This window comes from Thalassotalea sp. 1_MG-2023 (assembly GCF_030546745.1).
GTDB lineage: Bacteria > Pseudomonadota > Gammaproteobacteria > Enterobacterales > Alteromonadaceae > Thalassotalea_C.
Genome location: NZ_JAUOPD010000003.1, coordinates 62,479 through 75,963, shown reverse-complemented (window position 1 = coordinate 75,963; position 13,485 = coordinate 62,479). Strand labels below are relative to the sequence as shown.

The following is a 13,485-nucleotide window of genomic DNA, read 5'->3' as shown; positions in this document are numbered from 1 at the left end:
GATATACTTTGAAAAAATGGACCATACCGCTATTGATGCTTGGCCTTACTGCTTGCCAACAAACCAATAGTCCAAATGATGACAAAGCTGTCACCAATATTGAAGGTGTTAACTTTGTAGAGCAAGTACAAGGAAAGCCGGGGAAAACCGTCATTCCGTACCAAAAGTATAAGCTCGATAACGGCTTAACTGTCATTCTTCATCAAGATACTTCTGATCCTTTAGTACATGTTGACGTGACTTATCACGTTGGCTCTGGTCGCGAAGAAATTGGTAAATCTGGTTTTGCACATTTTTTTGAACACATGATGTTCCAAGGCTCTGAAAACGTTGCCGATGAACAACATTTCAAATTAGTCACTGAAGCGGGTGGTACCATGAATGGCACCACAAATACTGATCGAACTAATTATTTTCAAACAGTGCCTGCTAGTCAGTTAGAAAAAATGCTGTGGTTAGAAGCCGATAGAATGGGCTTTCTAGTTGATGCAGTTACGCAAGAAAAATTTGAAGTTCAACGCGAAACAGTAAAAAATGAACGTGGTCAGCGAGTAGATAACCGACCATACGGACGCTTATACGAACGTGTATCACAAGCTCTTTACCCAGCAGGACATCCATATTCATGGCCTGTCATTGGCTATTTAGAAGATTTGAATCGCGTAAATGTTAATGATTTAAAAGCCTTCTTTTTACGTTGGTATGGTCCTAATAATGCCACGTTATCTATTGGTGGCGACATAGAGCCAGCACAAACGCTCAGTTTAATAAAAAAATACTTTGGTAGCATCCCTCGTGGTCCAGAAGTCTTGCCACCTGAAAAGCAAAAAGTGACGCTTGATAAAGATCGCTATATTTCAATGGAAGACAATGTTCATTTACCCTTGCTTTATATGTCTTACCCTACAGTTTCAGTGCGTCACGAAGATGAAGCTCCGTTAGATGTACTTTCAAGTATTCTTGGTGGAGGTAAAACGTCTCTACTTTATAAGAACTTAGTAAAGAATCAAATTGCTGTTCAAGCAACCGTCAACCATCCATGTGCAGAATTAGCGTGTACCTTCAATTTACTCGCATTACCACACCCTGCATCAGGGAAGAACTTAGCTGACTTAGAAAAAATTATCCGAGATTCTTTAACAGAATTTGAAACACGCGGTGTACAAGAAGATGACTTAATCAAAGTAAAAGCTGATATGGAAGCGAACTATATCTTCGGATTACAAAGTGTTTCAGGAAAAGTTAGCCAACTTGCTGCAAACGAAACTTTTACCGGTAATCCTAACTATATTGAGCAAGACATCTCACGATATGCAAACGTTACTAAAGAAGATGTTATGCGGGTTTTTAATACCTACATTAAAGATCAACATGCCGTGATCATGAGCGTAGTGCCAAAGGGTAAGAAAGACCTAATTGCCGCAAATGATAATTTTACACCCACGGCTCGCGATATTAAGCCATCAGATGCTACCTCTGCTGATGATTTAGCAATTCGTAAAGCAACCGATAACTTCGACCGTAGTGTGATCCCTAAAGCCGGTGTAAATAAAGCAGTGAAAGTACCTGACATGTGGCGCACAACATTAGCTAACGGTATTAAAGTATTGGGTACACAAAGTTTAGAAACCCCCACTACGTCAATTTTATTAAAAATACCTGCAGGTCATTATTACAGCGATAAAGATAAAGCAGGGGTTGTGTCATTACTTACCAGTATGTTGAATGAATCAACCACTAAACGTAGTGCTGAAGCCATGAGTAATGCGTTAGAAAAACTCGGTGCTTCTGTGTATATCTCGCCTAGTAACCAACACATTAATGTGCATATTAATGCATTAACCAAAAATATTGATGCCACTCTACAGTTGGTTAATGAAAAACTTACTGCGCCAGCATTTATTAGCAGTGAATTTAAACGAAATAAAAGCAACTCAATTCAAGGCGTGATCAATAGTAAAAAAGATGCTGGCTATTTAGCCTCTAGCGCTTATCGTCAATTACTGCATGCCGACAATATTGCATCTATGCCTATTGGCGGTACAGAAGAGACATTATCGAATATAACGTTAAACGATGTGAAAACATTCTACCAAACACACGTAAAGCCGAAGCAAAGTGAATTAATTGTTGTTTCTGACCTTAACCAAGTGCAGGTAAGTAAATCATTGTCAGTATTTACGCAATGGCAAGGTGAAGGCAAATCATTAAATCTGACCCTGCCAAAGCCCAAAACCAAACTTGGTGTTATTTACTTAGTCAATAAAGACCAAGCAGCACAATCTGCTATTCGCATTGGTAAACGTTCACTTACAGAAGACATTACCGGCGAGTACTATAAGTCTTATTTAATGAACTTCCCTTTAGGAGGCGCATTTAATAGTCGTATTAATTTAAACCTACGCGAAGACAAAGGTTACACCTATGGTGCGCGCTCTTACTTTAGTGCTAATAAATTAGCCGGTTTTTTCACCGCCAGTGCTGAAGTTCGTGCAGATGCAACAGACAAATCAATTGTTGAATTTGTCAAAGAAATAGAACGTTATGCTACGAGTGGCATTACACGTGAAGAATTAACCTTTATGCGTAATGCGATCAACCAAAAAGATGCGCTAAAATATGAAACGCCACGAGCAAAATTAGGCTTTTTAGCGCAAATTTTAGCGCATGACTTAACGCCTAGCTTTGTACAAGAACGCGTTAATATTGTTGAAAATATTACAGCCGATGAAATCAATGCACTTGCTAAAAAGCATTTACAATTGCAAGACATGTTAATGGTTGTCGTAGGTGACTCAGCCACACTAACACCTCAACTTGAAGCACTTGGTTATCAAGTAATACAACATGAACTATAAGTAAATAGTTGTGATCAAAGCCTGGTGGAAACATCAGGCTTTTTTTTATCAAGACGGAAAGTGATACAACGTGAACAAGAATGTTACAGACATGTACTTTTTAATAAGCATTATTTGCAATCAATGCCATACCTCTGTGCCTTTTAACACTCACATAATCATTTATTTCAATAAAACTTTGTTATAAAAAAAGCTGCGTTTAGCAGCTTTCATTTGGCAAGCATTGTCAGAGATTAGGGTCTGATAGTAATTGCTGGAGAGGTGTCTATTTCTCCTTCGTCTGAAATCGTTGCAACATTACCATCACACATGAGTACCGCTAAACTTCCTGCGTTACTAGCACGAATAAACGATAGATCATAACCAAATTGGGTTAAACTACTCGCCGCAAATTTTTGCGCCAACGACAATTTATCCCACAGCATTGAATGCTCTGGTTGATAATGTCTACGTTCTAGCAATAACTCTCTGTTCATTACAGCTTCCACAGATACCCCATAGATATGAAAATAACAAATACATATGAAAGCGAAGATATCCTAGTTGGTTTGAAATTTCAACAAATCATGATTAAAAAGTAACAGCTTTATGATTCTCTTGAGCCGTTGCTTTCAAAGTTAACTTCACTTTCTTATACTTACACCATAAATCAAAAAACACAGTCAATAATTATGAGCCAAGTATTAAACGACTTATTAAACTTATTAACTTTAGAGCCGATTGAACAAGGGCTTTTTCGCGGCCAAAGCCAAGACTTAGGCTTTAAGGCACTGTTTGGCGGCCAAGTAATGGGGCAAGCGTTATCTGCAGCACAAGAAACCGTAGAATCATCACGTCATATCCATTCTTTACACTCTTATTTTCTAAGGCCTGGTGACGCTCAAAAACCTGTTGTGTACGAAGTTGAAAATATTAGAGACGGCAATAGTTTTAACACACGTCGTGTTAAGGCGATACAAAATGGTAAAGCCATTTATTACATGACCGCCTCGTTTCAATCTGAAGAAGTTGGCTTTGATCATCAACCCACAATGCCAACCGTAGCTGGTCCAGAGGGTATTCCATCATTTAGTGATTTTATTTTCGAGCACCAAGAGTATATCCCTGACAGTATTCGAGTAAAATTTTTATCGGAAAAGCCAATCGAGCTGAGACCCGTAGAGCAATATAACTGGATAAAGCCAGAAAAAGCAGAGCCTATCTGCCATATGTGGATCAAAGCTAACGGTAATTTGCCTGATGACCCGCGTATTCATAAATACATGTTAGCGTATACATCAGACTTTCATTTTCTACCAACCGCGCTTTTTTCACACGGTACAACACACTGGCAACCTAACTTTCAAATTGCCAGTATTGATCACGCTATGTGGTTTCATCGTCCATTTAGGTTTGATGATTGGTTATTATATGTCATGGAAAGCCCTACAACAGTAGGCGGGCGTGGTTTGGTTCGCGGCCAAATTTATAATCAAGCTGGCGATTTAGTTGCTAGTACCATGCAAGAAGGAGTGATACGTCAACGTTAGGGTCGTTGACGCCAATCTTCCCCAGTCGGGTTTTGGAATATTCGTACATTAAAAATCGGAGCCATTGCATATAAATGATCAAAAATATCTGCTTGTATGGCTTCGTAGTTCACCCATTCTTTGTCTTTACAAAAGAAATATAACTCTAAGGGCAGCCCTGAAGCAGTTGCTGGTAACTGGCGTACCATGCATGTCATGTCTGGGTGCACTTGATCATGTTGTTTCAAATAGCGATCAATGTAAGCGCGATAAGTACCAACCGTTGTTAGTTGTCGTTGATTAACCACATCTTCCGGTGCAATACCACGTTCTTGATGGTAACTATTTATCTCTTGTATTTTCTCTTGTAAATAATCATGAATTAGCCTAACAGTTTTTAATTTACTTATTTCATCAGGCTTATAAAAACGAACGCTAGCTAGATCTAAGGTAATAGACCGTTTTATTCGCCGACCGCCAGAAACATACATACCTCGCCAGTTTTTAAACGAGCCACTGATCAATGCATAAGTAGGCACCGTTGTAATAGTGCGATCGAAATTTTCTACTTTGACGGTATTTAACCCAATCTCTAGTACGTCACCATCGGCACCATATTGTGGTATTTCTATCCAATCTCCTGGCGCCAACATTCTATTCGCTGAAATTTGAATACTTGCCACTAACCCCTTTATCGTATCTTGAAAGACTAACAACAGCACAGCAGTTAACGCACCTAAACCACTTAATAAATATAAAGGTGATTTATTCAGTACAAAAGCAATAGACAAAATACTTGCTACAAGGTAAACCAGCAATTTAATCACTTGAAGCGCTGAATTTAAGGGAATATAACGTTCTTTAGCCACTTGACGGTAGCCGCTTTTTAATACGTTTAACAACGCACTTATCGCACGCGCTACTTGATACGTGATCGCGATATGAAAAAAGACTAATAAAAAATGTCGATAAAGATTTTCTTCAACAAATAAATGTGGCACAAGAAACCATGCTGTAACTAACGGAATAATAGCAAGTGTGCGGCTAAATACTTGATGTTCAAATAATAAGTCATCCCATTTGTTTTTAGAATGCAGTACCATTTTTTCCACAACAACCAACAATTGAAACTTTGCCAAGTAATAAACAATACCGGAAACAACCAGCATGAATATCGTCCCTAGCATCATGGTCATTGATGATAAATAATATTCAGGAACGCCGTTTTCCAATAACCATGTCGAAAAATAATCCTGCATAATCAGTCCTAATGGTATTTCTTATTTAATTGCGCTAATTGCTCATCTTTATGTTCCCATAAAGTATTCACCCACTTTTGAAAGTAGATTTTGTAATTACGATCATTCATGTAATCACCCACTAACTCTTGGTCGATGTCTCTTAGTTCAATGAGCACTTCTATGGTATGCACACGACCACAGAGAAAGTCAAAAAAGGTTGGCGTTTTCTCTGGATAGTAAATGGTCACATCAAGTACTTTATTAAGTTGCTCACCCATTGCCGACATCACAAACCCTATACCACCCGCTTTAGGTTTTAGCAGGTGTTGGAACGGGGAACGTTGTTTTTGCTGTTTTTCGGGGGTAAATCTTGTGCCCTCAATAAAGCTCATCACACTCACTGGTTTATGTTTAAATTTGTCGCAAGCCTTACGCGTAGTTTCTAAATCTTTACCTTTTAAATGCGGGTTTTTCTTAACAAAACTTTGGCTATAACGTTTCATAAACGGGAAGTCCAACGCCCACCATGCTATACCTAAAAATGGCACATAAAGCAGCTCTTTCTTAAGAAAAAACTTCAAAAAAGGTGCTTTACCATGCAACACACGCTGTAACACCAAAATATCTACCCAGCTCTGATGATTTGCAACGACTAAGTACCATTGCTTTAATTCTAACTTTTCAAGCCCTGATACAATAATGTTTGTTTTAGTAAACAATTTTTGATTAACCGTGTTAATCGCAACCCAATTACTCGCCATTCGATCAAGTAAGTAACTGAATAGCTTTTGCCATCCAGCAACTGGCACTAGCGCTTTTAATAATGAAAAAATAATAATGGGTATTAACCAAAACAATGTATTAATGGTATACAGTAAAAATGAAACTAAACCGATAATTGGTGCAGGTAAAAAGCTCAACATGAAACAATAAAAAAGTAATTTCGGATTACACTATGATAAAGGGAATTCCACTTGCTTTCAGCTACTAATTATTAAAAAAACGAATTGGTTACTTTTCTATCATTTTAAATTTATCTCACCGACAAAATGATAAAGTTAACGTATATTTGTCACGATAATGACACTTCGAAGCTCGTTATTGCTTAAAGCATGTAAAAATAACGATCTCGTCTAATAAAAACACATTTTATTATTGCAAGTTTCTTTAGAATCGAGGATGCTCAATGACTGGATAATTGAGGAAAAATAATGAATTTTCATAGGGCTGTCATCAAAGTCGGAAGTGCGCTAGTATCGCCCGAATCAAACGGTTGTAGTGGTAAGTATTTACTGTCTATTGCTCAGTTTATTACCGCATGCCAACAAGCTGGTAAAGAAATTATTTTAGTGTCATCAGGCAGTGTTGCTGCTGGTAGGCAATCAATTCATCACAGCTCTCCCATACCTTCTATTCAAACAAAACAAGCGATGGGTGCCGTCGGACAAATGAAAATGATGGCAAACTGGCAACGTTTTTTCGATCAAGCATGCGGCCAGTTACTAATCACACATGGCGATTTAAAAGACCGACAGCATTATATCAATATTAAAAATACGATACGTATTCTCTTAGCCAATCATGTATTACCTATCGTGAATGAAAATGACACTGTCGCTTCAGATGAAATAAAAGTCGGCGACAATGACAATCTAGCTGCACAAGTCGCATTAGTCAGTGAAGCAGACTGCTTGTTTATACTCAGTGACGTTGATGGTGTTTTTGATAGTGATCCTAGATACAACCCAGATGCAGCCTTAATTCCAGAAATAGCTGAAATTACTGAAGACATATATGCCATGGCAGGTTGTACTCATAACCCGATTGCAACAGGGGGTATGAAAACTAAAATTCAAGCAGCCGAAAAAGCAATTGAATATGGCATCACTACCTATATTGTTAACGGGAGTAAAAGTGAAGTCTTTGAACACCTGCTAAAAGGTGAAAATCCAGGCACAGTATTTTTGGCCCAACAAAACACGATAGGTCCAGCTCGTAAACACTGGCTTAAACATACTCTAAAAAGTAATGGTGAAATCTTCCTTGATCAAGGAGCTGTTAAAGCATTAAGTCGCAATGGCGCTTCTTTACTTTCTTCTGGCATCATTGATTGCAAAGGAAGCTTTATCGCGGGTGATGCTATTGATCTCGTTGACCCGAATAATAACCGTGTAATTGCTAAAGGCATTTGCCAATATAGCCAACCTGAATTGCAACAAATTAAAGGCGTTCAAAGCGAAGAGATTTTCAATATTTTAGGCTACCGCCCAAGTAAGGTTATCGTTCACCGCGACGATATGGTTATTCTGTAACATGGAATTTTAAATAATGACAACACCCTTTGATATTGCCGACAATGCACGCCTAGTAAGCATTGCCGCTAGACAAGTTGCACAATTACCCACACCAGCTAAAGATGAGCTGCTGTTAAAAATGGCAGATGCGATAGAAGCTGATGAAAAACTCATTTTAGCTGAGAACAACAAAGATATTGAAGCAGGCCGCGAACGCGGTTTAACTGAAGCGATGTTAGACAGACTGCTATTAACATCTGAAAGAATTAAGGACATCGCAAATGCAATTAGAGACATAATTGCCTTAACCGACCCTGTAGGTCATGTGGCTGATTTATCATTGAGACCTAATGGCATACAAGTAGGGAAAATGCGCATACCGCTTGGCGTTATCGCCATGATTTATGAAGCAAGACCAAACGTAACGGCTGAGGCTGCTGCTTTATGTATCAAATCAGGCAATGCGGTAATACTGCGTGGCGGTTCAGAAGCAATACATAGCAATTTAGCATTAGCTCGTTGTTTACATCGAGTACTTGTTGACTGCCAAATTGATCGCAATATTATCTCAGTTATCCCCGATACCAGTCGCGCAGTTATTGAGCAACTTTTAAAACAACGAGAAACGATTGACCTTGTCATTCCTCGTGGTGGCGAAGGGCTTATTCGTTATGTTACAGAAAACAGCCAAATTCCCGTGATTCAGCACTTCAAAGGTGTTTGCCACTTATATATTGATAAATTTGCAGATATTAGCAAAGCCACCAATATTCTTATCAACGGCAAAGCGCAGAAGCCTAGCGCCTGTAATGCTTTTGAAACCATGCTTGTACATAAAGACATTGCTGATACTTTTTTACCCATTGCAGCAAAGGCTTTAGCAGACAAAAAGGTTAAAGTGCATGCCTGTAAGCAGAGTAAAGCATACTTTTCACATGCCACACTGGCCACCGATGAAGACTACCACGCAGAATATCTTGCCTATGAAATAGCGATTAAGGTTGTATCTTCCTATGATGAGGCTATTGAGCACATAAATCAGTTTACTTCTGATCACACTGAAGTCATCGTCAGTCAAGATGTAAGTCGATGCCAAGCATTCATTCGTCAAATAAATTCATCAGTAGTCATGTCGAATGCATCCTCTCGCTTTTCTGACGGTGGTCAATTGGGCTTAGGTTCTGAAATAGGTATTTCCACCAGTAAATTACACGCATATGGCCCGATGGGGTTAAACGCTCTGACCACAGAAAAGTATATTGTTATTGGTGACGGGCAAATAAGAGAATAAGCTGAAGGATAATAAAAAACCGATATTAGCTCCAGAGTACCAATATCGGTTTTTGACCCAACTCAGATGAGCCAGGTCTAGGGTGAATTGCTAATGTTATAGGTTTGATTCCACAATACGCTTCATGTCAGTCATATAACCACGTAATTCTTGGCCAACCACCTCAACACTGTGATTACGAATAGCATCGTTCACTTCGATTAAACGAACATTATCAACACCGTTAGAAGTGTTTGATAAACCTTCACCTAAATCTTCTAACGATAATTTGCTAACAAAGTCTTTCAGCATTGGTTGCGCAGCATGGGTAAATAGGTAGTTACCATATTCAGCAGTGTCAGAGATAACTACATTCATTTCATACAACTTATTACGCGCGATACAGTTAGCAATTAATGGCGTTTCATGTAACGACTCATAATACGCAGACTCTTCAATAATGCCCGCAGCTACCATAGATTCAAACGCTAATTCAACGCCGGCTTTAACCATAGCGACAACAAATATACCTTTATCGTAATATTCTTGTTCACTGATCGCCGTTTCGCAATCAGGCGCTTGTTCGAAAGAAGATTCAGCCGTTTGCTCACGCCACTTTAATAAATTTGCATCGTCATTCGCCCAGTCTTCCATCATCGTCGCTGAAAAGACACCTTCGATAATATCATCCATGTGTTTTTCAAATAATGGGCGTAATACGTCTTTCAATTCTTCAGCCATATCAAAAGCACGGATTTTAGCTGGGTTTGACAAGCGGTCCATCATGTTAGTAATGCCACCATGTTTTAACCCTTCGGTGACAGTTTCAATACCGTATTGCAATAATTTACGTGCGTATGCTGCGTCTACACCTTGTGCTACAAGCTGTTCATGACCAAGCACTGCAGCCGTTTGTAACATGCCACATAAAATAGTTTGCTCACCCATCAAATCAGACTTAACTTCTGCGATAAATGATGATTCAAGCACACCTGCACGATCGCCACCCGTTGCTGAAGCATATGCTTTTGCAATGGCTAAACCGTTACCTTGTGGATCATTTTCAGGGTGAACAGCGATTAGTGTAGGCACACCAAAACCGCGTTTGTATTCTTCACGTACTTCCGTACCTGGGCATTTCGGGGCTACCATTACCACAGTAATATCAGAACGAATTTTCATGCCTTCTTCAACAATATTGAAGCCATGCGAATATGCTAACGTTGAGCCTTGTTTCATAAATGGCATTACCGCCGAAACAGCAGAGGTATGTTGCTTATCTGGCGTTAAGTTTAATACTAAGTCTGCTTGCGGAATAAGCTCTTCATAAGTACCAACGGTAAAACCATTTTCAGTGGCCCACGCCCACGACTGACGTTTTTCGGCAATCGCTGATTCACGTAAGGCATAAGAAATATTCAAGCCAGAATCGCGCATGTTAAGACCTTGGTTTAAGCCTTGTGCACCACACCCTACAATAACGATGTTCCAATCTTTGATAAAGTTACAGCCATCGCTGAACTCTTCACGTTTCATAAAACGACACTTGCCCAATTGGGCTAATTTTTCGCGTAAACTTAGGGTATTAAAATAATTGCTCATGATATTTCCTTGCCAGCTTTATTGCTGAACTAACTAAAACAAGATGTCAGATTTTCTGACCTGTATGCATAATACTGCAAGACGAACATTGCTTAAAATGATATATTCGCACCATTGTATTGCAAAAAGTGCAACGATAGGCATTACCATGGATCAAAAATCATTAAAGATGTTCGTCGACCTCGCCAATAATTTACATTTTGGTAAAACGGCTGAAGCAAACCACGTTAGCACCTCAACCTTGAGCCGTGCCATTCAGCGCATTGAAACTGAAGTGGGTTGCAACTTATTGCACCGAGACAACAGAACGGTGGTACTCACACAAGCGGGCCAGCAGTTTCAGCAATATGCACAACAGCAACTTGATAACTGGCATGTATTACAGCTTTCACTGCGCCAAGAACAAACCCAGTTACAGGGAAAGCTTAATATTTTTTGCTCAGTTACCGCAGCATATAGCCACTTACCGCCATTGCTCGATCAGTTTCGCCAACAACATCCCTTAGTAGAAATTATGCTTGTAACGGGTGATGCAGCCGATGCCTTTGAACAACTTAGCTCGCAATCTGTTGACTTAGCCATTGCCGTTAAACCCGAATCATTATCACGTCAGTTTTATTTTCATCCTCTGGCAAAAGTCCCGTTAACGGTGATCGCTCCAAGCAAAGTTTGCCACGTTCAACAACAAGTCAATATGCCTGTTATTGAATGGGGAAATATCCCTATGATATTGCCTGAACACGGCATCGCACGAAAACGATTCGACTATTGGTTTCGTCGTCGGCAACAAGGAAAGCCGAATATCTATGCTACGGTTTCTGGTCATGAGGCACTTGTAAGTATGGTAGCGCTAGGTTGTGGCGTTGGTATGGTTCCGCAGGTGGTCGTTGATAATAGCCCTGTAAAAGATCGCGTGAAAAACGTAGAAAACATTGGCGAAATTCCACCATTTGAGCTTGGTGTATGTTGTTTAAACCAACATAAAGCCAATAGTTTAATTACCGCTTTTTTACATTCAATCAGCTAGCGCTGGGTTACACACCTAGAGAGCAACGCAAAAAGTCAGCAACAAATATCAACATTTCTTAGCGTAAAATATTAAGCAACGGCTGAGGTTAAATGTTTTAATAGTCGATCCATCGCACGATACGACATCGCTTCAATTAAATGTTTATGTGCTATCTGTTGGCTTTTTTCCATATCTGCCAACGTACGCGCTATTTTAAGAATTTTATGATGTGCACGCGTAGATAGACCTAATTTTTCTACCGCTAACGCTAAGAATTCGTTATCGTCTGGCGTTAACGCACAAAACTTTCTTAGTTCTGTGCTAGACAAATACGCATTCGCTTTACCTTGTCTAGCAAGTTGTAAGGCTCTACATTGTTGCACCCTATGTCGCACTTGCGCGCTGGTTTCCATTGCTGGCACGTTATCTGACCACATACCTTTGGGCAAGCGGGCGACTTCAATTTGAATATCAATACGGTCAAGAAATGGTCCTGATAACTTACTTAGATATCGCAATACTTGTTCTGGCGTACTACGGTTATCATTATAAAAACCTGTAGGTGAAGGGTTCATCGCTGCCACTAATTGAAACTGCGCAGGGTATGTTTGCTTTTGTAACGCACGCGAAATAGTCACCTCACCAGACTCCATCGGTTCGCGTAATACATCTAACACTTTTCGATCAAATTCAGGTAACTCATCAAGAAAAAGCACACCATGATGCGCTAAGGTCACTTCGCCTGGCTGTGGAATACTACCACCGCCGATCAACGCAGCGGAAGAGGCCGTATGATGGGGTGAACGAAATGGTCTTGTTAACCAGGCAGTTGAGTTCACTGCCTGATGACTTATCGACTTTATCGCTGCAACATCAATGCCTTCTTGTTCAGTCATCGCAGGTAAAATTCCGGGTAATCGGCTCGCTAACATCGTTTTCCCAGTACCTGGAGGGCCGATAAATAACAAGTTATGAGCACCACTTGCCGCTATTTCTAATGCTCTTTTAGCAAGCGGTTGCCCAACCACATCGCTGATATCGTCTTCGGTAATGATGTTATGCTCTGCTTGCCTTATAGGCTCTGCGACAGGTAAGCATTGTTGTTTCATCAGGTGAGGGTATAACTGAGCAAGATGCGTTAAAGGCAAAATTGTCGCTGACTCTACCCAACTAGCCTGCTCCGCGTTGTGTGCAGGAATAATTAATGCTCTTTTAGAATGACTACTCGCCATTGCCATTGGAATTTCACCAACAATTTGTCGCAACTCTCCAGAAAGGGCAAGTTCTCCAGCAAATTCGTATTGCGCAATATCATCCACTGGCAGTTGTTCTGATGCTGCGAGGATACCGACGGCAATTGGCAAATCAAACCGACCACCTTCTTTGGGTAAATCAGCAGGGGCTAAATTGATGGTGATACGTTTTGCCGGAAATTCATAACCACAATTTAAAATTGCGCTACGCACTCGATCTTTTGACTCGCGTACACTGGTTTCTGGCAAGCCAACAATATTGAAGGCTGGTAAGCCATTGGCTAAATGTACTTCTACAGTTACCAACGGTGACGATAAACCAATACGGGCGCGACTATAAACACACGCTAAAGACATAATAAATCCATTTACACTGCTTTTCCTGAAAGCAAGTGTAGACCCGCTTTTTTAATAACGCTAATCGCAGCTGGTTATAACCAAAGGTAAACA

Annotated in this window: 10 protein-coding genes; 5 read left to right on the top strand and 5 right to left on the bottom strand. The window is 40.0% G+C overall.

The features are described from left to right. Window positions 1–8: 8 nt before the first annotated feature. Entirely contained in the window at window positions 9–2,858 is a 2,850-nt protein-coding gene (locus tag Q4489_RS03155; protein ID WP_303476989.1) for a pitrilysin family protein, read from the top strand. A gap of 233 nt (window positions 2,859–3,091) precedes the next feature. On the opposite strand, the gene Q4489_RS03150 is transcribed toward Q4489_RS03155, so the two are convergent. After that, entirely contained in the window at window positions 3,092–3,334 is a 243-nt protein-coding gene (locus Q4489_RS03150) for a hypothetical protein (protein WP_303476986.1), read from the bottom strand. Between the two features lie 195 nt (window positions 3,335–3,529). On the opposite strand from Q4489_RS03150, the gene tesB reads away from it, so the two are divergent. Beyond that, window positions 3,530–4,387: an acyl-CoA thioesterase II gene (gene tesB / locus Q4489_RS03145; RefSeq protein ID WP_303476983.1), complete on the top strand. Its 858-nt coding sequence runs from the start codon at window positions 3,530–3,532 to the stop codon at window positions 4,385–4,387. On the opposite strand, the gene Q4489_RS03140 is transcribed toward tesB, so the two are convergent. Then, complete coding sequence (locus Q4489_RS03140) at window positions 4,384–5,625, bottom strand: mechanosensitive ion channel family protein (protein ID WP_303476980.1); 1,242 nt, start codon at window positions 5,623–5,625, stop codon at window positions 4,384–4,386. The two genes, tesB and Q4489_RS03140, sit on opposite strands and share 4 nt — an antisense overlap. A gap of 8 nt (window positions 5,626–5,633) precedes the next feature. Then, window positions 5,634–6,530 (bottom strand): acyltransferase, encoded by an 897-nt coding sequence (locus tag Q4489_RS03135; protein WP_074496870.1) that lies wholly within the window; start codon window positions 6,528–6,530, stop codon window positions 5,634–5,636. A 288-nt stretch (window positions 6,531–6,818) separates the two neighbouring features. Between Q4489_RS03135 and proB the strand changes: the two genes are divergently transcribed. Continuing rightward, entirely contained in the window at window positions 6,819–7,919 is a 1,101-nt protein-coding gene (gene proB, locus Q4489_RS03130; protein WP_303476976.1) for a glutamate 5-kinase, read from the top strand. A 16-nt stretch (window positions 7,920–7,935) separates the two neighbouring features. After that, entirely contained in the window at window positions 7,936–9,192 is a 1,257-nt protein-coding gene (locus tag Q4489_RS03125; RefSeq protein WP_303476974.1) for a glutamate-5-semialdehyde dehydrogenase, read from the top strand. Window positions 9,193–9,288: 96 nt separating this feature from the next. On the opposite strand, the gene ilvC is transcribed toward Q4489_RS03125, so the two are convergent. After that, window positions 9,289–10,773, bottom strand: coding sequence for a ketol-acid reductoisomerase (gene ilvC / locus Q4489_RS03120; RefSeq protein ID WP_303476972.1), 1,485 nt, complete (start codon window positions 10,771–10,773; stop codon window positions 9,289–9,291). A 148-nt stretch (window positions 10,774–10,921) separates the two neighbouring features. Here ilvC and ilvY point away from each other — a divergent pair, with 148 nt between their 5' ends. Further along, the gene (gene ilvY, locus Q4489_RS03115) at window positions 10,922–11,800 is read left to right on the top strand and encodes an HTH-type transcriptional activator IlvY (protein ID WP_303476969.1); all 879 of its coding nucleotides are present in this window, start codon (window positions 10,922–10,924) and stop codon (window positions 11,798–11,800) included. Between the two features lie 71 nt (window positions 11,801–11,871). On the opposite strand, the gene Q4489_RS03110 is transcribed toward ilvY, so the two are convergent. Continuing rightward, a complete protein-coding gene (locus tag Q4489_RS03110; RefSeq protein WP_303476967.1) occupies window positions 11,872–13,392 on the bottom strand; it encodes a YifB family Mg chelatase-like AAA ATPase in 1,521 nt (506 codons plus the stop codon). Between the last annotated feature and the right edge of the window lie 93 nt (window positions 13,393–13,485).